22 protein-coding genes are annotated in these 25,091 nt (G+C 35.0%); 18 read left to right on the top strand and 4 right to left on the bottom strand.

From position 1 onward, the window contains the following. The first annotated feature begins 89 nt into the window (after window positions 1–89). Both A1D18_RS03595 and A1D18_RS03590 read left to right on the top strand, forming a co-directional pair. Window positions 90–857, top strand: coding sequence for a glycosyltransferase family 2 protein (locus A1D18_RS03595; protein ID WP_071662446.1), 768 nt, complete (start codon window positions 90–92; stop codon window positions 855–857). Then, window positions 847–2,076: an O-antigen ligase family protein gene (locus A1D18_RS03590; protein WP_071662445.1), complete on the top strand. Its 1,230-nt coding sequence runs from the start codon at window positions 847–849 to the stop codon at window positions 2,074–2,076. Before A1D18_RS03595 ends, A1D18_RS03590 begins: the two co-directional genes overlap by 11 nt. Here the strand turns inward: A1D18_RS03590 and A1D18_RS03585 are convergent. Further along, entirely contained in the window at window positions 2,073–2,897 is an 825-nt protein-coding gene (locus A1D18_RS03585; RefSeq protein ID WP_071662444.1) for a glycosyltransferase family 2 protein, read from the bottom strand. The two genes, A1D18_RS03590 and A1D18_RS03585, sit on opposite strands and share 4 nt — an antisense overlap. Before the next feature lie 257 nt (window positions 2,898–3,154). On the opposite strand from A1D18_RS03585, the gene A1D18_RS03580 reads away from it, so the two are divergent. The 5 genes from A1D18_RS03580 (at window position 3,155) to A1D18_RS03560 (ending at window position 11,549) form a co-directional block, all read left to right on the top strand. Continuing rightward, on the top strand, window positions 3,155–6,172 hold the full coding sequence (locus tag A1D18_RS03580) for a YhdP family phospholipid transporter (protein WP_071662443.1): 3,018 nt from the start codon (window positions 3,155–3,157) through the stop codon (window positions 6,170–6,172). Between the two features lie 99 nt (window positions 6,173–6,271). Then, the gene (locus A1D18_RS03575) at window positions 6,272–7,057 is read left to right on the top strand and encodes a hypothetical protein (protein ID WP_071662442.1); all 786 of its coding nucleotides are present in this window, start codon (window positions 6,272–6,274) and stop codon (window positions 7,055–7,057) included. Window positions 7,058–7,135: 78 nt separating this feature from the next. Then, on the top strand, window positions 7,136–8,581 hold the full coding sequence (gene tldD / locus A1D18_RS03570; RefSeq protein ID WP_071662523.1) for a metalloprotease TldD: 1,446 nt from the start codon (window positions 7,136–7,138) through the stop codon (window positions 8,579–8,581). A 12-nt stretch (window positions 8,582–8,593) separates the two neighbouring features. Continuing rightward, on the top strand, window positions 8,594–10,342 hold the full coding sequence (gene msbA, locus A1D18_RS03565; RefSeq protein ID WP_071662441.1) for a lipid A export permease/ATP-binding protein MsbA: 1,749 nt from the start codon (window positions 8,594–8,596) through the stop codon (window positions 10,340–10,342). Window positions 10,343–10,502: 160 nt separating this feature from the next. Further along, on the top strand, window positions 10,503–11,549 hold the full coding sequence (locus A1D18_RS03560) for an MraY family glycosyltransferase (RefSeq protein WP_071662440.1): 1,047 nt from the start codon (window positions 10,503–10,505) through the stop codon (window positions 11,547–11,549). Between the two features lie 139 nt (window positions 11,550–11,688). On the opposite strand, the gene A1D18_RS03555 is transcribed toward A1D18_RS03560, so the two are convergent. After that, entirely contained in the window at window positions 11,689–11,892 is a 204-nt protein-coding gene (locus A1D18_RS03555) for a hypothetical protein (RefSeq protein WP_071662439.1), read from the bottom strand. Between the two features lie 215 nt (window positions 11,893–12,107). On the opposite strand from A1D18_RS03555, the gene bufB reads away from it, so the two are divergent. The 6 genes from bufB to A1D18_RS03525 all read left to right on the top strand — a co-directional run bounded on the left by bufB (window position 12,108) and on the right by A1D18_RS03525 (window position 17,901). Continuing rightward, on the top strand, window positions 12,108–12,944 hold the full coding sequence (gene bufB, locus A1D18_RS03550; protein WP_071662438.1) for an MNIO family bufferin maturase: 837 nt from the start codon (window positions 12,108–12,110) through the stop codon (window positions 12,942–12,944). Beyond that, on the top strand, window positions 12,928–13,710 hold the full coding sequence (locus tag A1D18_RS03545) for an HvfC/BufC N-terminal domain-containing protein (protein ID WP_071662437.1): 783 nt from the start codon (window positions 12,928–12,930) through the stop codon (window positions 13,708–13,710). The genes bufB and A1D18_RS03545 overlap by 17 nt, the downstream gene beginning before the upstream one ends. Continuing rightward, window positions 13,711–15,381, top strand: coding sequence for a CTP synthase (locus A1D18_RS03540; protein ID WP_071662436.1), 1,671 nt, complete (start codon window positions 13,711–13,713; stop codon window positions 15,379–15,381). 62 nt (window positions 15,382–15,443) lie between these two features. Further along, a complete protein-coding gene (locus tag A1D18_RS03535; protein WP_071662435.1) occupies window positions 15,444–16,253 on the top strand; it encodes an ABC transporter permease in 810 nt (269 codons plus the stop codon). A 25-nt stretch (window positions 16,254–16,278) separates the two neighbouring features. Beyond that, complete coding sequence (locus A1D18_RS03530; RefSeq protein WP_071662434.1) at window positions 16,279–17,022, top strand: ABC transporter ATP-binding protein; 744 nt, start codon at window positions 16,279–16,281, stop codon at window positions 17,020–17,022. A 72-nt stretch (window positions 17,023–17,094) separates the two neighbouring features. After that, a complete protein-coding gene (locus tag A1D18_RS03525) occupies window positions 17,095–17,901 on the top strand; it encodes a glycosyltransferase (RefSeq protein WP_071662433.1) in 807 nt (268 codons plus the stop codon). Here A1D18_RS03525 and rfbC read toward each other — a convergent pair. Together rfbC and rfbA are read right to left on the bottom strand one after the other, a co-directional pair. Further along, on the bottom strand, window positions 17,893–18,441 hold the full coding sequence (gene rfbC, locus A1D18_RS03520; protein WP_071662432.1) for a dTDP-4-dehydrorhamnose 3,5-epimerase: 549 nt from the start codon (window positions 18,439–18,441) through the stop codon (window positions 17,893–17,895). The genes A1D18_RS03525 and rfbC overlap by 9 nt on opposite strands. After that, on the bottom strand, window positions 18,438–19,310 hold the full coding sequence (gene rfbA / locus A1D18_RS03515; RefSeq protein ID WP_071662431.1) for a glucose-1-phosphate thymidylyltransferase RfbA: 873 nt from the start codon (window positions 19,308–19,310) through the stop codon (window positions 18,438–18,440). Before rfbA ends, rfbC begins: the two co-directional genes overlap by 4 nt. A gap of 105 nt (window positions 19,311–19,415) precedes the next feature. Between rfbA and A1D18_RS03510 the strand changes: the two genes are divergently transcribed. The 5 genes from A1D18_RS03510 to A1D18_RS03490 all read left to right on the top strand — a co-directional run bounded on the left by A1D18_RS03510 (window position 19,416) and on the right by A1D18_RS03490 (window position 25,089). Then, window positions 19,416–20,288, top strand: coding sequence for a glycosyltransferase (locus A1D18_RS03510; RefSeq protein ID WP_171910814.1), 873 nt, complete (start codon window positions 19,416–19,418; stop codon window positions 20,286–20,288). Window positions 20,289–20,320: 32 nt separating this feature from the next. Continuing rightward, window positions 20,321–21,262 (top strand): glycosyltransferase, encoded by a 942-nt coding sequence (locus A1D18_RS03505; protein ID WP_071662429.1) that lies wholly within the window; start codon window positions 20,321–20,323, stop codon window positions 21,260–21,262. A 17-nt stretch (window positions 21,263–21,279) separates the two neighbouring features. Further along, window positions 21,280–22,164 carry a dTDP-4-dehydrorhamnose reductase gene (gene rfbD / locus A1D18_RS03500; protein WP_071662428.1) on the top strand — a complete coding sequence of 295 codons (885 nt, stop codon included), beginning with the start codon at window positions 21,280–21,282 and terminating at the stop codon, window positions 22,162–22,164. Next, window positions 22,161–23,171 (top strand): dTDP-glucose 4,6-dehydratase, encoded by a 1,011-nt coding sequence (gene rfbB, locus A1D18_RS03495; protein WP_071662427.1) that lies wholly within the window; start codon window positions 22,161–22,163, stop codon window positions 23,169–23,171. The genes rfbD and rfbB overlap by 4 nt, the downstream gene beginning before the upstream one ends. 109 nt (window positions 23,172–23,280) lie before the next feature. Further along, window positions 23,281–25,089, top strand: coding sequence for a glycosyltransferase family 87 protein (locus tag A1D18_RS03490; RefSeq protein WP_071662426.1), 1,809 nt, complete (start codon window positions 23,281–23,283; stop codon window positions 25,087–25,089). The last annotated feature ends 2 nt before the right edge of the window (window positions 25,090–25,091 follow it).

Here is a 25,091-nt window from a genome sequence, read left to right as displayed (position 1 = left end):
AAAAAAGTAGATGAATTTGACATTTTAACGCTACTTCCCTAATGCGTATATGGTATATTCTGCTAGCTTTACAAGGTTTTTAAAAGTATATGCTTGCGTTAAGCGTGATTGTGATAGTAAAAGATGCCGCAAAAGATATCCAATGTTGTCTGGAATCAGTAAAGTGGGCGGATGAAATTATTATCTTGGATTCCGGTAGCCAAGATAATACGCTAGAAATTTGTCGACAATATACACAGAAAATTTTTTCCACCGATTGGCCAGGATTTGGTTTACAAAAAAATCGAGCTTTAGATAAAGCGAAAGGTAAATGGGTGTTGTCTATCGATGCAGATGAAGCCTTAAGTGCGAGCTTGATTCAAGAAATAAAACAGATTATAAACAATACTCAGGAGCAACATGATGCTTTTGCGATTAAGAGAGCCTCATTTTTTATTGGAAAAAAGATTCGTTACGGAGATTGGGGTAGGGATAAAGTCATAAGGTTGTTTCGCCGCTTATCTCATATTCAATTTACACCCGCAATTATACATGAAAAATTAAATGGGTATGTGCATTTAGGTTGCTTGAAAGAAGTTATGTTTCACAAGACAATGGAAACTATTAGCCAAGTGTTAGTGAAGCTAGATCATTATTCTAGCTTTGGGGCTCTAATGGCTTATCACCAGCGCAAAAAATCCTCTCTATTTAAAGCGATTTTGCATACAATGTGGTGTTTTATTCGTGGCTATCTATTAAGGCTAGGTTTTTTGGATGGACGTGAAGGTTTTATATTAGCTGTTTCCAATGCTTTAGGTGTTTTTTATCGTTATGTTAAATTAATCTATCTTTATCACAGGATAAACCATGTCAGTTGATGCATTGACTCCATCTCGTCCACTCAGAAATTATTTTCAACAACTTAGTCAAATTTTTGCGGTGGCGTCTGCATTTGTGTTACCACTATCAACTGCGGCGTTGATGATTTTTTTCTCAGCGACGGTGCTTTGTTGTTTATTAGCGGGGAATTGGCATGAAAAATATCTAGTTTTGCGTTATAACCCGATGGCATTGATGTTTATTTTATTTTTTGGACTATTTTTAATAGGTCTTACTTATACGACGGTGCAACGACCAATCGCTTTCCATACCGTAATAAAATATAGTAAATTTTTGCTAGGATTTTTTTTGTTTAGTACCTTTCGACATGACAAGACAGCCCAGTATGCTTTTTTTGCATTTTTATTATCGGCTAGTCTCACGTTACTTTTTTCTTTGATTAAATTTTTTGGACACTGGGATTTTGTACATCGTTTTACTGCTGATTCAGGTGTTTTTAAGGATCATATTTTTACAGGATTTTTATTAGCTTTTACCAGTTATTGTTATGCTGTTTTAGCTTTCTCAATTAAAAAAACTTGGCGCTGGTTTTTTGTTTTGCTGTTTTTAGTAGCAGCTTATAACGTATTATTTATTAATCTAAGTCGATCGGGTTATGTGGTGTTAGTTAGTTTGTTGTTATTATTAGCTTGGCAACAATTTGCTTGGAAAGGTCTCCTGGCGGGATTATTAATCTCATTTTTTTTATGTGGTAGCTTGTTGTTTTTACCTGCTAATTTTAAAGAACGCTTCAATCTAGCACAGAGTGAAGTGACCCAATATAAACAGGGAAATTTTGCTACATCGGTAGGTTTACGTTTAGAGTTTTATCATAATAGTTTTAAGTTATTTAAAGAACATCCTTGGATAGGAACAGGTACAGGAAGTTTTGCACAAGACTATTTAGCAGTTGCTGAAAATAAACAATTTGCGACTCAAAATCCCCATAATGAATACCTCAATATTGCAGTGCAATTTGGTTTATTAGGGATGGTTATTTTGTTAAGCCTGTTTATTGTTCATGCCTGGGCAAGTTTTCGATTGCAAGGTATACGTCAATATTTTGCGCAAGCGGTTTTGGTCTCTATTGCGGTGGGTTCATTGTTTAATTCTTGGCTTATGGATGTCACTCAAGGTTGTTTTTATGTTATTTTCACCGCTTTGTTGTTCGCGGGATTATCCTATAAATCTGAGAAAATTACTTTCAAATCAAATTAATTTACATTATTTAAGCCAATTTTGGCACGAATTCGTTGGTTTTCGGTTACTTTTTTTAACAAATTAAGATTTATTGGTTCTTGTTCGCGATTAGTTTGTTGATGCCACAAATGAATAACGGGAACCGCGAATTTTCCTGATTTACGATAAATCCCTGCGCGAATTAAGCGGATGACTAAGTCCGAATCTTCATATCCCCATCCTGTAAAGCTTTCATCAAAACCATTGACGGTCAAAAAATCTTCTTTCCATAAACCTAAGTTACAACTTTTTGCTCCTTGCCAATGCTTCGCTTGTAATTTGCGTAATTTATTTAATCGAATTCGTAATAAAGGAAATAAACGATTTGACTGGCGATGAAAATAGTGTAATACCCATTGTAGCGTTGTGTGTTTATAAATGGGTAAAACTTCTTGCAGGATTTTTTGCGTCAATTTTTTCTCTAGTAGTAGGCGATGGCCAGAAAGAAACCAATGAGGTTCGGCTAGTAAGTGATGATTTTCAATAAAATCGGAGAAGGGGACGCAGTCGCCATCCAGAAAAATAAGATAATTATGATGGGCGCGTAGAACTGCTTTATTCCGGATTTTAGCCGCTTGAAAACCTTCATCTTTTTGCCAAACATGTTTGAGGGGATAATTAAGTTGACCTTGTAATTGGTTAATTAATAATCGAGTTTCATCGGTTGAGCCATCGTCAGCCACAATGACTTCATTCGGTAACCGTGTTTGTTGTGCTAAGGCCGATAAAACTAAATGCAAGGCATCAGGACGATTGTAGGTAGTTATAATCACAGAAATAGTTGGCAATTTTGATGACATGATAGACCCTAGCTGATTATCATTGGCGTTAAAAAATAAAAATTTTACTATATAAAATATATATCGCGCGCACTTGAAGATGTAAACTCGCATCTTGAGGTGCAATGAGTATAATGAGTATATATTTAATCACAAGCTTATGAGACGTTATTTAATTAATAGAAAACATCTATATTAAGTTTGTTTTTAACAATTTGAATTTGGATATTTTATAGACCAGCTAACGTTCGATTTTCATTTTATTTGGCATCCATCGAATGAAACAATTACTGTATTCAATATTACGCTTACTCATCGTGTTTTTAACGAGTAGTATCGTTTTTTTTGCATTGATAGTCATTGCAGGACGAATTTTAACACCCTATTTAAACAAACAAGCACAATCGGTTTCAAACTTAGCTGCTAAAATATTGCATAAACCCGTGCAAATTAAGCAATTTTCTGTGGCATGGCAGGGCTTAACACCTATTTTTCATAGTTCTGAAGTTATTATTTGGAATGACGCTCGAACCCATCCTCTATTAAGTGTTAATCAGCTTAATATAGGTATTGATATTTTCAATAGTTTACTGAGTGGAGGTATTAAATTAGGTGCGGTTAGTGTGAATGGTATTCAGTTGGTTGCTCACCAAACTAAAGATAATCAATTAATTTTTAATGGAATTAACACATTATTCGATCAAACTTCTGCGCCTAATTCGAATGCCGTGAATGAATTAATAGGATGGTTTTTAGCTGAACCGCAGTTAAGTTTAGAAAATGCGGATTTAAAATTTTATCCAAAATCGGGTCCTGTATGGCCGACAATGCACATAAATTTACTATTAAAAAATAGCAGTGATCGACATCAATTAAGTGGGCGATTGAGTTTTTTACAAGAAAAATTTTCTGAATTAAATTTTAAAGTCGATCTGAGTGGTTCCCTCCTATCATCTTCTCAAAACCATCTTAGCGGACCTATTTATATACACGGCCAAAATATTTTTCTGGATCGATGGTTTAATCAGTGGAAACCCAGCTTGCAGCTACAAAATGCGAGAGCAAATTTTAAACTATGGGCCACGTGGCAATGGGATCATTTTACGCAATTTCAAGCGTTGATCACTAACTTACAGGCAGCATCGGTAAAAATTGATAAACAACCCACGCTTTCCTTTTCTCCTTTTTTCATGAATATACTTTGGCAAGTTACTAGCCAGAATAGCTGGAGTATAGGGGCGATGGTTCATCATTTCGGTGTGCAAGCGGGGAAAAAAACTCCAGGAATCCAAGGATTAGATGCTTATTTGCATATGACACCGCACAGGGGAAATCTTATTGCGCATTCTAACAATTTCAGCCTAGATTTTAATAAACTATTTAAAGCTCCGATACATTTGGATAGTTTATCGAGTCAATTGAATTGGCAGCAAAAAGATAATGCATGGCTAATCGAAGTCCCTAAATTTGAAGCCGCTAATCAGGATATTTCGGTTAACTCACAGTTTTCGTTATTAATTCCTAAACATGCCATTCAGTCCCAGATTAGTTTATTAGCTCATGTGAAAATAAATCATTCAACGCATATTAGCTATTATTTACCGCAAACTTTATTAGGTCCAGAGCTCAATCATTGGCTTAGTACCGCTATTAGTCAAGGATCAGGCTTAGGAAGTTTAGTATTACAGGGGCCAGTGAATCAATTTCCTTTTGATCAACATAAGGGAACTTTTTTAATTGATACACAAATAAATGAGGTTACTTTAAACTACGAGCGAGCTTGGCCTATTTTGAAAAAAATTAATGGCGAACTTATTTTTTCTGGTCGGCAAATGCAAGTCTTAGTGAATTCTGCCGAGTTGCAAGATACGGCATTGAAGAATATAAAGGCCAATATACCGATAATTAAGAAAAACGTCCAAGCTATATTACATATTGCTAGTGGTCAAATTGATACTCGTTTAGAAAAAGGCCAAGCCTTTTTGCTGGCAACACCTTTGGCTCAAGGAGTTTTAAGTCAATTAAAAAATTTAATATTAACAGGCCCTTTGCAGCTTAGTATGCAAATAGCTATTCCTCTCGAATCAGGAAAACAAAAATTAAAATTACTGGGTCTAGCTCAGATTGAAAATGCTCAGTTAAAAATTCCAAAGCATGATATTCAATTAGAACAATTAATAGGACCTTTCACCTTTAACCAGGATGGCATATCTGCCGAAAAATTGACGGGAATATTATGGAAAAAGCCCATAGAATTGGCTATTCATTCCGTACCAAATTTGCAAATAACGATTCATTATGATGATCTCTTGACGCATTTAAAACCTGAACAAAATGGCTGGCGTTTCAGTATTGATAATCAAACGGCTAAAGGCACGGTTTTGATACCTAAAAGTAGTTTACAACCGATCGTAGCCAATTTTGATATTATCAATTTAGATTCATCGATTGAGTCTAAAGGAATCAACACGTGGAATTTTAAACAATTACCTAAGATCTATTTAAACGCTAGAGAAGTGCGTTATAAAGAGATGAGCTTTGGAGCAGTGCAGTTAAAATTAAGTCCCATGCTTGGAGGCGTGTTAGTTAGAGAATTAAATGCAGGGGATGCCAATTATCATCTTATAGCAAGTGGTGCATGGCATGCGGGTCATTTCACCGAATTGAGAGGACAATTAGATAGCGCTAATTTAAGCAATTTTTTACGAAGCTGGGGTTTGCCAGCCAGTATCATCGCGGAACAAGGCCATATGCGATTTAATTTGAATTGGCAGGGTGCCCCCTATCAGGTGAGCTTTACTAAACTTAAGGGGTATTTTTCTTTTACGGCCAGCAATGGTCAGATTGTTGATATTGGATCGAGTAACGAAGCTAAATTAAATTTTGGTCGATTACTTACTTTTTTAAGCATACAAAGCTTAACTAAACGCTTGCAGTTGGATTTTAGTGATTTAAAAACTAAAGGTTTTGATTTTACTAATTTACAAGGTAATTTTACTTTAAGAAATGGTAATGCTATCACTCGTGATGTGACTATCGAAGGTCCAGTTGCTTCAATAAGTATTGCTGGACGAATTGGAATGTTAAATAAGGACTATGATTTAGTGGTTAAAGTGGTACCGCATTTTACATCCAGTTTACCGGTGATTGTTGGATTGGCAGGTGGTCCGGTTGCCGGTGTTGTAACCTGGTTAGCCAATGCGGTATTAGGTTCTACCGTACAAAAAATTGCTGAGACGTCCTATCATATTACTGGATCTTGGAGTAAGCCGGATGTAGTTAAAACTTCTGCTTAAACCTATCAAATAAAAAAACCAACATAGAGTTTACCTCAACAATATATTACGATAGATTGTTGCACTTATTTTTATAAAATAAGTGCAACAAGAGGTATTATGCCAGTAAGAGCACAAAAAAAAATTTCTTTATTTCCAAATAGAAACGTAAACCTAAAAAAGCATAGTTTCTTTTTTTATCTAGATTGTGCTGCAGGTGAAGGATTAATTAATCTTTTGCTTACTGAATTGAAAAAAATTTCTAACCTTGAATTTGAATTCTATCTTAAATTTATTTTAAAGAAATGTATTAATGTGAATCGAAGTTTTTCTGATGCAGTCGAATTTTTTTCGATTTGGTTAGAAAAATCCCCTGATAGTCTTTTAGAAAAATTAAAAAATGCAGAGCTAAAGCGATATTTCAATAGAACTGAATTTGGTCATGACGGCGATAAATGGTATTTTCCTCACTTACTACACGTATTCTCAACATTAATAGAAAAAAAATCAATAACAGCTACTGTAATTTTGGACTACTTATTTGCAACTTTCGATTTTTTTAGTATCCCAGAGATTTTTGTCACAGAAGTTATTGGTTATGATCGATTAGAAGGGTGTATTAAAGAAAGTCCTACCATTTTTAAACAAGCTTTATTATTGAAAATTAATGACTTTGTAAAAAAGAATGAAACGATTGATATAGGTTTGCGTAGTTTCAGATATTTAAATTATGAAAGACAATTCATTAATCCCATTAAAAGAATAAAAACACAATCAGATAAACAAACCGATCGGTTGGAATTAGTTGCATACACCCAAACAGGAGGTTTTTTTATTTATCCAGAGATTAATAACTTCAATCCATCTGAATCTAGTATTTTATTTCCTCGATCTACTTATAGATAGAGGGAGTAATCGCTATTAAATTTGTTGAGATGAGTAAAATTGCATCCTGACTTCAGCTAAGTTAGGATGGCGAGTATGATGAAAAATAATCTAACTTTAGCCTGTGAAACCTTATTAGATCCCGCTGGACTGACTGAAAATCAATTGCAAGTAATTTTAGGCCGCTTATTAACGCCTAAAGTGGATATGGCTGATCTGTATTTCCAAGCCAGTCAATTAGAGAGCTGGGTATTAGAAGATAGTATCGTTAAAAATGGAAGCTTTAATATTGAACGTGGTGTTGGCGTACGTGCCATCAGCGGTGATAAGACCGGTTTTGCCTATTCCGATGATATTGTATTACCCGCTTTAGAGTCTGCCGCCACCATGGCTGCGAGTATTACTAAAGTTGGACAGCATGGCCAAATTCACGCTTGGCAAAAAAATCCGCTTTTAAAGTCATTATATCAACCGATTAACCCTATTTCTTCCTGGACAGAACAGGAAAAATTAAGCTTACTCCGTCAAGTAGATGAAGTGGCACGTGCTTGTGATCCGCGTATTAAACACGTTAATGTCAGTTTAGTAGGGGCACAAGAAGTGATCCTAGTGATTAATAGTGAGGGTGGTATGGCGGCTGATATTCGTCCTTTAGTTCGGTTAAATATTAGTGTGATTGCAGAAGATAAAGGGCTGCGTGAGCAAGGTTTTGCTGGGGGGGGTGGTAGAACCGGTTATAGCTATTTTATTACGGATCAGGTGGCCACTGACTTAGCAAAAGAAGCAGTCCGTCTAGCACTATTGAATTTAGAGGCAGTGAAAGCTCCTGCAGGTACGCTGCCGGTCGTGTTAGGGCCTGGTTGGCCAGGTGTTTTATTGCATGAAGCCGTAGGCCATGGTTTAGAAGGAGACTTCAATCGTAAAGGGAGCTCTGCATTTTCAGGTCGAATGGGTGAACGTGTTGCTTCAGCGGGATGTACGGTAGTGGACGACGGAACGATGCCTAATCGGCGCGGATCGCTGACTATTGATGATGAAGGTACACCTACTCAACGTACCGTTTTAATTGAGAAGGGTATTTTGAAAGCGTATATGATGGATAAATTAAATGCGCGATTGATGGGATCGCAATCGACAGGAAATGGTCGTCGCGAATCGTTTGCGTATTTACCGATGCCGCGTATGACGAATACTTATATGCTGCCCGGTCCTTATGTTCCAGAAGAAATTATAGCGACAGTAAAAAAAGGGATTTATGCGGTGAATTTTTCTGGAGGGCAAGTGGATATAACCTCAGGAAAATTTGTATTCTCTGCTTGTGAAGCTTACTTAATTGAGAATGGTCAAGTGACGCGACCTGTTAAAGGAGCGACCTTGATTGGCAATGGACCTGATGTGTTAACGCAAGTTTCTATGATTGGTAATGATCTTAAATTAGATAATGGCATTGGCAGTTGCGGTAAAGAAGGTCAGAGCGTTCCTGTCGGTGTCGGACAACCTACATTAAAAATTGATGCGTTAACCGTGGGTGGTACTGCCATTTAATTAAGAAAAGATATGACAGAACAACAGACATCGCAATATCATACGGGTTTTTATAGTTATCGACGTTTATTGTATTACCTTCGCCATTATTGGAGTTGGTTTTTATTAGGTATCATTGGGACTATTTTATTAGCCAGCACGGATGCCGGGCTTATTTGGTTTTTAAAACCCTTGCTGAATAAAGGTTTTGTCGATAAAGATGAACATTTTATACATTATCTTCCTTTTATTTTAATTTTTGCTTTTTTAATTCGCGGCTTAGCGAATTTTTCATCTAGTTATTGCTTAGCACGGGTTGCAAGAAGTGTCGTGATGAATATACGACAAGACATATTGGTTAAATTATTACGTTTACCCGCTAAATTTTACGACAATACAACATCGGGCCAATTACTTTCTACCATTATTTATAATGTGGATCAAGTGGCCAATGCGAGTACCGATGCGTTAATTACATTAGTACAAGAAAGTTTTTTTGTGCTGGGATTAATTGTTGTCATGTTAATGGCGAGTTGGCAGTTGAGCCTATTGTTTTTTATTACGGTTCCAACCATGATTTGGATAGCGCGCTATTCTAGTCGACGTATGCGTAGCTTAAATAGTGCCGTTCAGGAATCAATGAGTGAAATGACGCAAGTGGCAGAAGAGGTTATCGATGGTTATAAAGTGATAAGAACGTTTGGTGGCGAAGAATATGAAATTAAAAAATTTAAAAATTTATTAGCTAGGAATCGTTTTCGTGAATTAAAGGTGGTTGTGACGAATTCTCTTGCTAGTTCCGGTGTGCAACTTATTGCCGGTGCCATTGCCGTAGTGACTATTTACTTAGCCATTTCACATTTAACACATATTACTGCGGGTGGATTTACTTCCATGGTAGGGGCCATGTTATTATTACTAAAACCCATGCGTAATTTAGCGGCGGTGAATAGCATCATACAGCGTGGGATTGCTGCAGCGGGCAGCATTTTTAATTTATTAGATGAAAAAAATGAATTAGATGCAGGCACACACACACTTAACGTACTTAAAGGTTGTTTAGAATATCGAAAGGTAAGTTTTGCCTATTTATCTCAACAACCTATTTTAGAGGATATCAGTTTTAAAATAAATCCCGGCGAAACGATTGCCTTGGTTGGGCGTTCAGGGAGTGGAAAATCTACGTTGGTGAATTTATTGCCACGTTTCTATGATAATTATTTAGGAAAAATTTTAATCGACGGGGTTGATATCCGTGAACTAAAACTTAAAGATTTACGTAGTCAATTTGCTTTAGTATCCCAGCACGTTACATTATTTAATGACACCATTGCACATAATATTGCTTATGGACAATTAAGTGATGTGAGTGAGTCAATGATAGTACGTGCAGCTAGGGCAGCCCATGCCATGGAGTTTATCGAACAATTACCTCAAGGCCTTAATACTTTAATTGGTGAAAATGGTGTGTTACTATCCGGCGGTCAACGACAAAGGATTGCAATTGCACGCGCTTTACTTAAAAATTCTCCCTTTTTAATTTTAGATGAAGCAACCTCTGCATTAGATACCGAAGCTGAGCGCCACATTCAAGCGGCATTAGAAGAACTTATGCATAATCGCACTACGTTGGTTATTGCCCATCGACTTTCAACGGTAGAAAGAGCAAAGCAGATTTTAGTTTTAGATGCGGGTCGTATCGTAGAAAGAGGAACACACCAAGAATTACTCGCAAAAAATGGTTATTACGCCAAACTTTATAGTATGCAGTTTAGAGATTAATAAGTTTAAAAAATGGATTAGAAATTATTACCATAAAATTTTTCTAAATTCTATTTAGCTACCTATGGAAAAATAACTCTGTGATATATAAATCCACCATAATCCCCAACTAATTTTTAAAATATAATGAGATCTAGTCCTATAATAGGTAGGCAATTATATGATGATTTTTTTTTCTGTAATAATAACTTTTTTTGTTACTATTTTTTGTGTTGTTTTATTGTGTCCACTCGCTTTGCGATTAAATTTAATTGATACACCGGATATTCGAAAACAACATCAAGGAAATATTCCTTTGATTGGTGGTTTAGCAATGCTGATGGGTTTTTTAGTCGGCTTGTTAACGTTGCCCATTTCCCTGCAAAATTATCGTAGTTTTATTGCGGGATCGGCTTTATTAGTTTTTGTGGGTATGTTAGATGATTTTCGAGAGTTATCAGCGAAAAGTCGTTTTCTTGCACAAATTATTGCGGTATTGTTAATGATTTTTTGGGGGAATGTTTATATTACCTATCTCGGTAATCTATTTTTTTTAAAAGCTATTTATTTAGGGCATTACACCAGTTTAATAGTGACGTTAATTGCCGGATTGGGAATTATTAATACCATCAATATGATAGACGGAGTGGATGGTTTAGCGGGAACTTTAGTTTTAGTGGAATTAATCTTATTAATTTATTGCGCGATGACGACACAGCATTTTCCAGTGGCTACTCTATTATTGTTATTGGCAGCCAGTGTGTTAGGTTTTCTTTGCTTTAACTTTCCTTTTCCAGGTCGTGCCTATGCGCAACTATTTATGGGTGACGCGGGGAGTATGTTGTTAGGTTTTTCTTTAGTTTGGTTTTTAATTGAGCTTTCACAAAGCAACTTTCGGCCGATAACGCCCGTGACGATGTTGTGGATTATGTCGGTCCCGTTATTTGATGCGACTGCCGTGATGCTTTATCGGTTAATAAAAGGTCAATCGGTTATTTTTTCAGACAGACAACATGGACACCATTTATTATTAGCTTTAAATTTTTCTCCTTTACAAATTAATATTCTTTTCGGGAGTGCAAATTTTGTATTAGGTTTAGTTGGCTTGTGCGCTTTTTATTATCGATTTAATGAAAGTGTAATGTTTATGAGTTTTTTACTATTTTTTATTTTTTATTTTTTTGTTGTCAATTATTGTCGCAATTTGTTAGTAAAAAATTCAAAATAGTTTATTTTTTGTGCGTTTATTTAATGAAATTTAAAAAATACTTGCATTCTTTTACAATTATGTATAAAAACTAAGTGTCACTAGCTGTTCTATAGTGTAATGCTATAAGCAGTGGGTATTAGTGACAGAAAAATTTTTCTTATCCATTTTTATTACAGGGGATAGTGATCATGATCATGAAAAAGTCAGGTTTAGTTATCGCTGCTGCTGCAGCTGCTATATTTTTATCTGGTTGTGCAACAGGTGCGCGCAACATTCCAGAAAATACACCAATCTGTGAAACACCTTGTGCAACACCTTGCGTGCCTCCATGTAATACATGTAAATGTATGAGCCGATGCAAGCAAATGAATAGATGTAGAACGTGTCCTCCAAAAAGACATCACCACCGTCGTCATTGCAGAACCGCTGAAAATACAACCAGTCAAATGAATGGATAATAATTAGTTTTCAGTGATTTATGGCTGTTCATTAGCCATGTGACTATGTACAATAAAGCCGCGTATTGATACGCGGCTTTTCTTATTAAAAGATTTTTTTATAGGTTAGTTCCTGACAATGGATGCTTTTCTAGGTTTTGGTCTTGGTTTGCGAACCCAACATTATTCTTACATTTTAGAACATCGGCCTGAAATAGATTGGTTTGAAGCAATTACTGAAGATTATTTAGTGCCCGGTGGTAAACCACTACATTATCTTAATCGTATACGCGAGCACTATCCGTTGGTGATGCACGGCGTTTCTTTGTCGATAGGAAGTTGTGATCCCCTGAATAGGGAATATTTAAAAAAAGTAAAAGCGTTGGCTGATAAAATACAACCTGTTTGGATTTCCGATCATTTATGTTGGACAGGAGTTGATGGCTTAAATACGCATGATTTATTGCCATTACCTTATACTGAAGAAGCTTTGAAACACGTGGTTGATCGCGTTAAACAAGTACAAGATTTTTTAGGTCGCCAGATCTTGTTAGAAAATGTTTCAAGTTACATCGAATATCGTGATTCCAAGGTAACGGAATGGGAATTTCTAACGGCTATCGCTGAACAAGCGGACTGCTTAATCTTACTTGATATTAACAATATTTATGTGAGTTCTGTAAATCATTATTTTGATCCATTACACTATTTAAACGCGATCCCTATCCATCGAGTACGACAGTTTCACTTAGCAGGACATAAAAATTGTGGGGATTATATTATAGATACACATGATGCACCTATTATCGATGGAGTTTGGTCTCTTTATGCGCAAGCAGTAAAACGATTTGGGAGAGTTGCGACCATGATAGAACGTGATGACGAGATACCTGAGTTTCCAGTTTTATTTGCTGAGTTGCAACAGGCTAAAAAGATAGCAAAAAATATTTGGAAGGAAAATGTCTGCATTAGCTAATTTGCAACATAGATTGCAAACCCATTTAATGGGAGAAGATAAGCAAATTTTAAACCAGCTAGTGTTGCCAGTAAGAGGGACGGTACACGAACGCTTAGCCGTCTATCGTAATGCCTATGATTGGCGTTTAATTGATGCTTTACATCAAGAGTATGGGTTGTTAGCTAAGCTATTAGGCGATGAAGCCTTTACCGTGCTGGCAGAAGTCTTTATTGATACCTATCCATCGCAATTTTATTCGATAGCAAAGTTTAGTGAGCCATTAGTACAATTTCTAACCGAACAAGCACCTTATTCTGAACAACTCTATTTGAGTGAATTAACGCAATTAATTAAGGGCTTAATTACGAGTTTAGAAGCAGCTGATGCGCCTTGTTTGAATTTTGAAGTATTAGCAAATATTGCTGAACAAAACTGGCCCTCTTTATGTTTTAAATTTCATCCTTCAGTACAATATTTTAGCTTTAATTATAATAGCTATGCGATATGGCAAGCCTTAGTTCAAGAAAAACCCGTACCAGAAGTACGGATGATTAAGAATCATTGCGTAGTTTGGCGTAAAGGATTACAGTCTTACGCAATAGCTTTAACTGAGGCGGAAGCATTAGTTTTGTATCTATTACAACAAGGTTTTTGTTTTGCAGATGTTTGTGAAGCAGTTTATGATAAAGGCTTTATGAGCGAGTCCCAAGCGGCTAGTTTTGTCGCTAATTTGTTAGCAAATTGGCTAAATAATCATTTATTTTCGGAGGTTCAACTCTCTTAAATGGCGACACGATATATATTTATTACGGGAGGAGTGGTTTCTTCCTTAGGGAAAGGTATTGCTGCAGCCTCTTTAGGAGCCATTTTAGAGTCTCGTGGGCTGAAAGTTAGCTTGCTCAAGTTGGATCCCTATTTAAATCTTGATCCAGGAACGATGAGTCCTTATCAACATGGTGAAGTGTTTGTTACGGAAGATGGAGCAGAAACCGATTTAGATTTAGGTCATTATGAACGTTTCGTTCGTGCAAAAATGACTAAAGACAATAATTTTACTGCGGGGCAGATTTACGCCCGAGTATTACGTAAAGAACGCCGCGGTGATTATTTAGGTGGTACCGTGCAAGTTATTCCGCACGTTACCGATGAAATTAAACAAGCCATATTAAAAGGTGCGCACGGAGCCGATATTGCTTTAGTCGAAATTGGCGGAACGGTCGGGGATATTGAATCTTTACCGTTCTTAGAAGCGATTCGTCAATTACGTATTGAACTGGGTAGTCAATTTACTTTATTTATTCATTTGACGTTAGTCCCTTATATTAGTACGGCAGGTGAAATTAAAACTAAACCTACCCAACATTCCACCAAAGAATTACGTTCTATCGGTATTCAGGCCGATATGCTTATCTGTCGATCCAAGGAAGAAATTCCAGAGCATGCACGTGAAAAAATTGCTTTATTTACTAATGTTGAACTATCAGGCGTCATATCTTTACCCGACGTGAATAATATTTATCGGATACCCTTGTTATTGCACCAACAAAGTGTTGATGAAAGGGTATTACAACGTTTTGGTTTGAAAGATTATCCACCTGCCGATTTAAAAGCGTGGGCAGAAGTCGTGGCGGCCAAAGAAAATCCTACCGCCGAAGTAAAAATTGGTATGGTTGGAAAATATATGGGTCTAGCGGATTCCTATAAATCCTTGAGTGAAGCCTTAATACACGCAGGCATTAAAACACATACGCATGTGAATGTAGTGTATATCGACGCGGAAGCTTTAGAGCAACAGGGCGTCAAACTACTGGAGCCCTTGGATGCTATTTTGGTACCCGGTGGTTTTGGTAAACGAGGAATAGCCGGAAAGATTCTAGCGGCGCAATATGCGCGTGAAAATAACATACCTTATCTAGGGATTTGTTTAGGTATGCAAACGGCCTTGATCGAGTTTGCTCGTCATGTAGCGGGATTAACCAATGCCCATAGTACTGAATTTGATGCGGATACACCTTATCCAGTGGTTGCTTTGGTAACAGAATGGACTACTGCGGATGGCCAACTTGAAAAACGCGATAAAGATTCAGATTTAGGGGGTACGATGCGTTTAGGTGGCCAAATTTGCTGTCTAAAAAAAGAAACCAAGGCGAGAGAATTATATAGTCGTGATCGTATTATTGAACGCCATCGGCATCGTTATGAAGTTAACAATCAATTATTACCCTCATTAGAAAAGACTGGATTAGTCGTTTCTGGCCGTTCCGAAGATGGAACTTTGGTTGAGATGATTGAGTTAGAGAATCATCCTTGGTTTATAGGTTGTCAATTTCATCCTGAATTTACATCGAATCCACGCGATGGTCATCCATTATTTGTAGGTTTTGTCGAGGCAGCAAAATTGCAGCATAAACATTTAACTGAAAGCCCAACCCATACTCCCACCAATTTTTTGTAATTTAATAGATTCTATATTCATGCATAGATTTTATGTAGTTAAAATAACACAATAGTAGAATTATGGTTAAACCCGCATTGTATAAAAAATATTATCTTGCTTGGAATGATATTGCAGAGGGCTTGAAATCCTGGCGAATTTGGTTATTACTTGCTTGGCATGAGGTAAAACTCCGTTATCGCCGTTCGACATTAGGACCATTTTGGATCACCATCAGTATGGCGATTACTATCTACACCATGGGCATACTCTATGGTCATCTATTCAAAATGGATTTAGCCGTCTATTACCCTTTTCTTGCAACAGGAATTTTGGGTTGGAATTTAATTTCATTGATCGTTAATGATGGAACGATGACGTTTGTCAGTGCTGATCAATTCATAAAACAAATGAAACAGCCGTATTCATTTTTTCTGTTTCAGTCGGTTACGCGAAACTTTATTATATTTTTTCATAATAGCTTAGTATTACTTCCCTTGATATTATTTTTTTATCTTAAAATTAATTTCAGTACACTATTTATATTTATCAGTTTATTGATACTCTGGATCAACGCAGTTTCTTATAGCACTATACTGGCTCTTTTGGGGACACGGTTTCGCGATATACCGATATTAGTAGCCAGTTTAATACAAGTTGTTTTTTTCTTAACCCCTATTTTATGGTCTCCGAGTATTTTACCCGCACGTTATCATTACGTTATTGACTTAAATCCTTTTGCACAATTTATGGAATTATTTAGAAGCCCTTTATTAGGTGCATTACCTTCAAACTATACGTTAATCACAACTTTAAGTTTGACTATATTAGGTATTTTTTCTGCATTTATAATTTTCAGCCGCTATCGTGCTAGAATTGCCTATTGGTTGTAATGAGTATTTGTAATGAGTATTTGTAATGGCATTAATACAACTTAATTCCTTAACAGTTGATTTTCCTATCTACCATCTAAATGCACGTTCAATTAGAAAACGTTTTTTGCGTCTAACGGGCGGTGCTTTACGTAAGGAGACAGCGCATACCGTCGTTGTTAAAGCCTTAGATAATATCAGCTTTACTTTAGAGCATGGAGATCGGGTGGGTTTGATTGGGCATAATGGCGCAGGAAAAAGTACTTTACTACGTGTACTTGCTAAGATATATGAGCCGACGCAAGGAAGTATCCATATACAGGGTAGCGTATCTCCTCTTTTGAATGTCATGTTAGGGATTAACCAAGAATCAACAGGTTACGAAAATATTTTAGTGCGCGGACTTTTGTTAGGTCTTGGGCAAAAAGAGATTAAAGCGAAAATGCAGGAAATTGCAGATTTTACGGAATTAGGCGAATATTTGTCAGTACCTATACGTACTTATTCTGCAGGAATGCAACTGCGTTTAGCTTTTGCAGTGGCAACTTGTATAAAGCCAGATATTCTATTGATGGATGAGATGATAGAGGCTGGAGATGCGGCGTTCAAGATAAAAGCAGAAGCACGTTTAGCAGAGTTTATTGAACAATCCAGTATTATGGTTTTAGCTTCACATTCTAACGAAACGATTCAAAGGCTTTGTAATAAAGTCGTGTTGTTAGAAAAGGGAAAGCTTAAATACGTGGGTGGCCTAGAAGAAGGCTTAAAGTTTTATTCTCAAGTTAACTAAGCTTAGACTTTGTTTCAACAAGAACCTCTATTGCGACCATAGTGGCTAAACAATAGGAAGATATATAAATTAATGTATCGAATCAAACTTTCAATCAGCATTGTTGTGTATGGAGAAAGCTTTTTACAAATTAAAGATTGTCTTTTAAGCCTACTGAGTGCAATACCACAAGCTATTTCTTATGAAATTACCCTAGTAGATAATGGCGCTTTAGAATTACAAAAAAATAATGCTTTGGCGATAAACATTAAAAATTTTTTTGTAAATTTACCTATTGATTATATTGTATCCTCTAAAAATGGCGGTTATGGCTATGGTCATAACCAAGCTATATTTAAAAGTGATGCTGAATATCACCTTATTCTTAATAATGATGTTTATTTAATGCCGGATTCACTGAAAAACGCATTTGATTTTATGCAACGACATCCGTACGTTGGTATGTTAGTTCCAGATGTTTATGATATGAATGAGAAAAGAGTGCACCTTTGTCGACATAACCCTAGTCTTTGGATAAGTTTTTTGCGTCGTTTTGCACCGAATTTTTTTAAAAAAATATTTCATAAACAGTTAAATCACTTTGAAATGCAAGATAAAAATTATAACGAAGTGATGTTTAAGTTAAGTAATCCTACCGGTTGTTTTATGTTTTGTCGATTGGATCTGCTCAAACGTTTAGGAGGTTTTGATGAGAAATTTTTTATGTATTATGATGATTCCGATTTGGGTCGACGTATGGCAAGTATTTCCCAAATAGCTTATTCACCAAGCGTTAGAATTAAACATGTCTGGCAAAGAGCGGCTTATCAAGATAAACAGATGGCATGGGTTGCAAGTAAATCAGCTTTATATTACTCCTGGAAATGGTTGTTAAAATAATAAAGTAGACGGTAAGTTTTTTAAATAAGTATAATTTTTATCTTTTGGGGATATTATTGGTGCTTGCGAAGGCCAATCAATTGCTATATTAGGATCAGACCAAAGTATGCCTTGTTCAGCGTCAGGATTATAGTAATCACTACATTTATAATGAAAATCGACTATGTCACTCAGTACACAAAATCCATGAGCGAACCCTTTGGGTATAAAAAACTGGTAATGGTTTTCATCATTTAAAATCACACCAAACCATTGCCCGAAAGTAGCCGATTGAGTTCGGATATCCACAGCAACATCAAATACGCTTCCACGGATGACTGTGATTAATTTGTCTTGCGGTTGTTTAATCTGATAATGTAGACCACGCAATACATTTTTCCTTGAACGAGATAGATTATCTTGAACAAAATAAATATCTTTTTTTAGTAAACGTTGATAACGTTCTTTCTGAAAAGTTTCTAAAAAAAAGCCTCGTTCATCTGGATACGATTTAGGATCGATTAAAATTAAATCTTGGATCGAGGTCGGAATAATTTTCATAATTCTTTTTTAAGGATGTCGAGTAAATAATTACCGTAACTACTATTGAGTAATTTATGTGCAGAAATTTCTAAGATTTCATCACTGATAAACCCCTTGCGCCAGGCGATTTCTTCTAAACAAGCTATCTTTAAGCCTTGCCGTTTTTCGACTACTTGCACGAAATGGGAAGCTTCCAACAAGGCATCATGCGTTCCGGTGTCTAACCAGGTGCTGCCACGGCGAATCAGTTGGTGTGAAAGTTGATCTTGTATTAAATAGTGACGATTTACATCGGTAATCTCTAATTCGCCACGTTTAGAAGGCTTAATATTTTTCGCAATATCAATGACTTGATTATCATAAAAATAAAGACCCGTAACCGCCCAATTGGACTTAGGAAGCTTGGGTTTTTCTTCAATATCAATTAAGCGATGGTATTTGTCAAATACCGCGACACCATAACGTTCGGGATCATTGACAAAATAACAGAAAATCTTAGCTCCCTTTTGTTGTCCGGCGGCAGATTTTAAGATCTCGGAAAGTTTCTCTCCATAGAATAGATTATCACCTAAAATAAGCGCTACTGAATCTTTGCCAATAAATTTTTCACCTATAATGAAAGCCTGGGCTAAACCGTCAGGGTTGTCTTGGGTTAAATAACGGAGATCGATCCCCCATTGTTCACCTGTTCCAAGCAAACTCTGATATTGGGACAACGCTTCAACAGTAGTAATGATTAAAATTTCTTGAATCCCTGCCAACATGAGAGCACTAAGCGGATAATAGATCATGGGCTTATCGTAAACCGGTAGCAATTGCTTACTAATCCCTTTGGTTATGGGATGTAGACGGGTACCGGAACCGCCTGATAATATGATACCTTTCATGGATAATTTTCCTTGTTAATTTCTGCTTAAATCAAAATTTTAACGTGAGCTTTAAATGTTTTCTAGTGTAAGGTATATTGAACTTTATTAAAATAGCTTATGACTATGATGTCTAAACCTTCGGTATTAATTAATATCGTCCTTTATCACGCCGATAAGAACAAAATATTAGATCTCATTGGTGTTTGTTCTCAATATGAAGAAATGAAAATTTTACTATTTGATAATAGTGAAGATTCACAATCTTTTGAGATCAGTGATAATAAGAATATTATCTTATTTAAAAGCCCCAAAAATGTCGGTGTAGGAGGGGCGCATTATACCGCTTGCAAAATGGCGGAAGAAGAAAAGTTTGATTTTTTGCTATTTTTAGACCAGGACAGTCAGTTATCCTCGGGATTTTTAAATGACATGCTTTCAGGATTTTATCGATTACAAAAAATCTATCCTCGTTTGTGTGCTATTGGACCAACATGGAATGATCCTGAGCTTGGAAAGTCAAAAACTAGAGTATTAAAAGATAAGCTAAGAACGTTCTTAAAAGCACCGAATTTAAAGCAGGTATTAATTAGTTCAGGAATGTTAATTTGGGTACCTACTTTAAAATATATTGGCTATCCAAAAAAAGAATATTTTATCGATTTAGTGGATACCGAATGGTGTTTACGGGCTTTATACAAAAGTTACCAGATATTTATGTTACCTGATGTACAGATGTTGCATAGAATAGGTGAAATCAAAAAATGGAGTAAATTAGTTGTTCAATATGAAGAACCTATTCGTTATTATTATTCACTACGTAATAGTTTCTTGTTATTTCATGAAAAAAATATCCTGCTCTCCTACAAAATTTTAATTTTACTAGGAAATTTATTTAAATTAAGAAAAATAATTTTTTCACCAGCACCTATAAAAAGTTTTATTGCAGCTTATCGAGGTATTAAGGATGGATTTTTTATTAAAAAAAATATCAGCTAAATAGTTAAATATTATCCCATGGAAAAAATTGCATGTCTGAACCCCGCATATTAATTAATATTGTACTTTATAATTCAGATAAAAATAAAATATTAGAGCTTATTCGTATTTGTTTGGATTATGAGCAGGTAAAGATTTTATTATTTGACAATGCATCTGATAAGCATAGCTTGAATTACATTGATTCTGAAAAAGTTATTTTATATAAGAGTACTAAAAATGTAGGAATCGCGGGCGCACATTATTATGCTTGTGAAATGGCTGAATCAGAGAATTTTGATTTTGTGCTTTTTTTAGATCAAGATACTCAACTTCCCGAATATTTTGTTAATAGTATGATATTAGAATTTTATCAATTACAAAAAATACATTCTCGTTTGGTAGCCATTGGGCCTTCATGGAAAGATCCTAGAGTTTATGATTGGTATCAAAAGAAATTTAAGAAATTTAAGAAATTTGTGAAATTTGTGAAATTTGTGAAATTTGTGAAAAAAGCATTGAATAAAAGATTTAAAATTACAAGCAAAATAGATAATATATATAGGGTAAATAATGTTATTATTAGTTCTGGGATGTTAGTTTTAGTGAAGTCTTTAAAGAATATTGGCTATCCTAAAAAAGAGTATTTTATTGATTTAGTTGATTTAGAGTGGTGTTTGCGTGCACTTTCTAAAGATTATCATGTTGAAAGGTTAAAAAAAATTCAGACTCAACATACTATTGGTGAAATTAAAACAAACAAAAATAGCTTTATGCTTTATCAAAACCCCATGCGGTATTATTATACAATACGGAATAGCTTTTTTCTTTTTAGAGAGAAACAATATCCGTTTGATTTTCGTTTTTTTATATTGATTCGGAACATATTGGAAATTAAAAAAATACCCTTTGTTCCTGAACCTAAAAAAAGTTTATTAGCTGCTATCAGAGGTATAAAAGATGGTATTTATAAAAAATCTAGCGAGATAAATTAACTAGTGAGATTATTTTGATGTCTTTTTCTGGAAAAATATTATTAACAGGTGCAAATGGACAAGTAGGTAATGAAATTGTCAATTTAGCAAAAAATCGTAACTTAAAATTATATTCTTTTACACGCACGCAACTTAATATTACAAATCTCGAACAAATTGAGTATGTATTAGCGACAATTAAACCAAATTATATTATTAATGCTGCAGCTTATACGGCAGTTGATAAAGCAGAATTGGAAAGAGAAAATGTTTTTTTAGTTAATGCGACGGGCATAGCCTACTTGGCACAAATCGCTAAGAAATACGATATACCCTTGCTGCATATTTCAACGGACTATATTTTTGATGGCCAAAAAAAATTAGCGTATACCGAAGAAGATCAAGCCCAACCGTTGTCTATTTATGGCCAAAGTAAATTAAGCGGCGAAAATTTACTCAGAGAAACTTGGTATAAACATATCATTTTACGAGTCAGTTGGGTATTTGGAGTTTACGGTAATAATTTTGTGAAAAATATTATTCGGTTAGCTAACGAAAAAAATGAATTAAGAATTATTGCTGACCAGAGGGGCTCTCCGACTTATGCGGTAGATATTGCTCAGACGCTGCTAAAATTAATAGGGTGCCTATATAAGGGTCAGACCGATTGGGGTACCTACCATTATACAGGAACACCCACGCTAAGTTGGTATGAATTTGCCAAGAAAATAGTAGATGAAGCAAAGCAACGGCAGAAGTTAATCTTAAAAAAAGTTATACCTATTTCAGCATTAGAATATCCCAGTATTGCACAGAGACCCTTTAATTCAGAACTGTCTTGTAACAAAATTGTGCAAGTATTTCATATTAAACCTAATGATTGGTTCGATGGTTTAAAAAAGGTAGTGAATATTTTATTATGATGTATACACCTAAAAATGTTTTAGTCACTGGTGGTGCAGGTTTTATTGCAAGTCATTTTGTGAAATATTCCCAAGTGTATTATCCAGAAATCTTTATAGTTAACCTCGACAAGCTTACTTATGCGGGATCACTAAATAATTTAAAAAATTTAGACTTGCCAGCGCAACATCGTTTTGTTCAGGGAGATATACTGAATAGTTATTTAGTATTAAATTTATTGAGAGAATTTAAAGTGGATACGGTTGTTCATTTTGCGGCCGAAACACATGTTGATCGTTCGATTAATACACCCGAAGAATTTATACGAACCAATATATCAGGAACGTTTGTTTTATTAGATTCATGTCGAAAATACTGGTTGGAAGAACAGGGTTTAAGCAAATTTGCTTGTCGATTTCACCATATCTCTACCGATGAAGTGTATGGCAGCTTACAGAAGGATGACCCAGCGTTTACTGAACTAATGCCATACCGACCTAATTCTCCTTACTCAGCCAGTAAAGCGTCTTCAGATTATCTGGTACGTGCTTATTATAATACTTATGGACTTCCTATTACTATTACCAATTGCTCAAATAATTATGGACCCTATCAACATAATGAAAAGCTTATTCCTACCATTATTGATAGTTGCTTACGACAAAAACCTATTCCGGTCTATGGTGATGGCTCTAACATTCGGGATTGGCTTTTTGTAGAAGATCATTGTAGTGGAATAGATAGAGTAATTCGAAACGGAAAATTAGGTGAAAGCTATAATGTTGGTGGAAATACTGAATTAACTAATTTGGAAGTTATAGAGGTTATCTGTGAAATTTTAAGCAACGTTAGGCCTGTTAGTTATAAATATTTAGATTTAATAACTTTTATAAAGGATCGGCCTGGGCATGACTTGCGTTATGCAATCAATGCGGAAAAAATTAGTAAAGAGTTAAATTGGCAACCTAAAGAGACGTTTTCAACAGGCATTTTAAAAACCTTAATGGCATATTCACAAATAAAATAAAATATCTGTATAAATTTCTTAAAGAGGTTATTGTACCCAATACTTAAGCGTTGTAACATATACCCTAAAAAGGCTTGACCTATGTTAAGGCCAGTGAATGTTTAACAAAATGGAACTTTGGCAATTGAATCAAAAAACTATATTCTCTCCCTTTCGATTAAGTACAGTAGATTACCTTCTTGGAGGATTACTGTTTTTATTCTGTTATTTTGCTTTTTTCCACTATGATATATTTGCTACAGGATGGAATTCTTTAAATTACTTGTATGGAAATCCACTTGATTTTTACCAAAATTGTAAAAAAATACAAGGTAAAGGTATTTTTGAGCCAGCTAGCTATCCACCATCGATATTTTTAATTTTTGCATTATGGTTATACCCCCTTAAACTTTTAGGCATAATCAAAACGCCACTTTATTTTCCTCTTTATTTGGTCTATTGGTTAAAAGTATTGACTACTTTGGTGTATATTGCTACGGGATTAGTATTTTATCGCGTGACTCAAATTTACCAAAAAAACCGAGAATGGGGCATTTACTCTACCTGGATTTGGTTTGTTTCTCCATTAGCGATTTTTTCTCAGTTTATTTTTTCCCAATATGATATTTTTTATGTTTTTTTCACTTTATTCGGGTTTTTCATTTTTTTAAAAAAGAAGCCTTATATAGGTTCGATTTTATTTGGGCTAGCAATTACTTTTAAATATTTTCCCTTGTTTGTTTTTATACCTTTACTATTATTCTTTGAAAAAAAAATTATAAAAATAATGGTATGTGGTTTAATTTTTTCAATACCAACTGTTATTACTCAAATATTATATATACATTCACCAGCGTATATTACGGGTGTACTAGGATTTTCACCTATTGCGCGTGTTTTTTCGGCAGGTTTAACCTATAATGGTCAGAAAGTATATTACATTTTTGCTATATTTCTAATATTATCCGGGATAACTTATTATTTAGATCTCTACAAGAATTATAAAAAAGTAGCTGCATTTATCTTTCTTTTTGCAAGCATATTTCCATTCTTATTTATTTCTTGGCATCCGCAATGGTTAATATTTGTAACGCCCGCTATGGCATTAACCACAGCTTTGGCTAAAAAAAATAAAATTTCAAAATTTTTGCTTTTTGACTTGTTCGGGATGTTTTTTTTTATTGCTTATACGGTTTTATCGTTTCAAGATAACGTTGATTTAAATATGTTTCAGGCAAAATTATTTCACATAACTTTTCAACAAGTGCAAAGTATGAGTATGTTGTTTGGGTTATTTAAAAGTTTTAGTGTCAATGTCTATCTTTCTCTTTTTTGGGGATATTTAACTTTGAATCTAATTCTTAAATATAAATTTTTGTTTACAGACACAACATTTGAATTAAGGAATTATTTATATACTAAAGTTCGACAAAGGTACTATATAGGAATACTTATTTTTATTATTCCGGCCATTATTGTGTTTATACTAAATTATATGAACTCTAATAGATATATTATAAATCCTATTAGAGAAAAAGTATTTGGAGAGTTAACTGCTAGCAGAGTGTTTGAACAAAGCTTTAAAGCGAAAGGTTCAGAACTTAAACAAATAGATTTATTTCTAGCTACATACCGCAGAGAAAATAATACGGTTATTCAGTTAGAAGTGCTTACCAAAAATCATAAACAGCTGTACATAGATAAGCGATCTGCACTATTTATAAAAGATAATGCTTGGGAATCTTTTAAGCTCCCAAATATTAAAATGCAAAAGGGGAATACTTATTTACTACGATTAACCTCTCCAAATAGTTTTAGTGGTAATGCTATCTCTTGGTGGGCTTCGGCTACAAAATGTTATAAGAATGGTGTGGCTATTGTTGATGGAAAACAGAAAGAAGCTGATTTTACGTTTAAATTAAAATTTTCAAGAATTTAAAA

Source organism: Candidatus Rickettsiella isopodorum (assembly GCF_001881495.1).
Classification (GTDB): domain Bacteria; phylum Pseudomonadota; class Gammaproteobacteria; order Diplorickettsiales; family Diplorickettsiaceae; genus Aquirickettsiella; species Aquirickettsiella isopodorum.
This window is presented reverse-complemented; position numbering and strand designations above follow the sequence as displayed.

Coding starts and splice junctions, on each gene's coding strand:
- A1D18_RS03595 (WP_071662446.1), top strand. CDS start 90: ATGCTTGCGTTAAGCGTGATTGTGATAGTAAAAGATGCCGCAAAAGAT.
- A1D18_RS03590 (WP_071662445.1), top strand. CDS start 847: ATGTCAGTTGATGCATTGACTCCATCTCGTCCACTCAGAAATTATTTT.
- A1D18_RS03585 (WP_071662444.1), bottom strand. CDS start 2,897: ATGTCATCAAAATTGCCAACTATTTCTGTGATTATAACTACCTACAAT.
- A1D18_RS03580 (WP_071662443.1), top strand. CDS start 3,155: ATGAAACAATTACTGTATTCAATATTACGCTTACTCATCGTGTTTTTA.
- A1D18_RS03575 (WP_071662442.1), top strand. CDS start 6,272: ATGCCAGTAAGAGCACAAAAAAAAATTTCTTTATTTCCAAATAGAAAC.
- tldD (WP_071662523.1), top strand. CDS start 7,136: ATGAAAAATAATCTAACTTTAGCCTGTGAAACCTTATTAGATCCCGCT.
- msbA (WP_071662441.1), top strand. CDS start 8,594: ATGACAGAACAACAGACATCGCAATATCATACGGGTTTTTATAGTTAT.
- A1D18_RS03560 (WP_071662440.1), top strand. CDS start 10,503: ATGATGATTTTTTTTTCTGTAATAATAACTTTTTTTGTTACTATTTTT.
- bufB (WP_071662438.1), top strand. CDS start 12,108: ATGGATGCTTTTCTAGGTTTTGGTCTTGGTTTGCGAACCCAACATTAT.
- A1D18_RS03545 (WP_071662437.1), top strand. CDS start 12,928: ATGTCTGCATTAGCTAATTTGCAACATAGATTGCAAACCCATTTAATG.
- A1D18_RS03540 (WP_071662436.1), top strand. CDS start 13,711: ATGGCGACACGATATATATTTATTACGGGAGGAGTGGTTTCTTCCTTA.
- A1D18_RS03535 (WP_071662435.1), top strand. CDS start 15,444: ATGGTTAAACCCGCATTGTATAAAAAATATTATCTTGCTTGGAATGAT.
- A1D18_RS03530 (WP_071662434.1), top strand. CDS start 16,279: ATGGCATTAATACAACTTAATTCCTTAACAGTTGATTTTCCTATCTAC.
- A1D18_RS03525 (WP_071662433.1), top strand. CDS start 17,095: ATGTATCGAATCAAACTTTCAATCAGCATTGTTGTGTATGGAGAAAGC.
- rfbC (WP_071662432.1), bottom strand. CDS start 18,441: ATGAAAATTATTCCGACCTCGATCCAAGATTTAATTTTAATCGATCCT.
- rfbA (WP_071662431.1), bottom strand. CDS start 19,310: ATGAAAGGTATCATATTATCAGGCGGTTCCGGTACCCGTCTACATCCC.
- A1D18_RS03510 (WP_171910814.1), top strand. CDS start 19,416: ATGATGTCTAAACCTTCGGTATTAATTAATATCGTCCTTTATCACGCC.
- A1D18_RS03505 (WP_071662429.1), top strand. CDS start 20,321: ATGTCTGAACCCCGCATATTAATTAATATTGTACTTTATAATTCAGAT.
- rfbD (WP_071662428.1), top strand. CDS start 21,280: ATGTCTTTTTCTGGAAAAATATTATTAACAGGTGCAAATGGACAAGTA.
- rfbB (WP_071662427.1), top strand. CDS start 22,161: ATGATGTATACACCTAAAAATGTTTTAGTCACTGGTGGTGCAGGTTTT.
- A1D18_RS03490 (WP_071662426.1), top strand. CDS start 23,281: ATGGAACTTTGGCAATTGAATCAAAAAACTATATTCTCTCCCTTTCGA.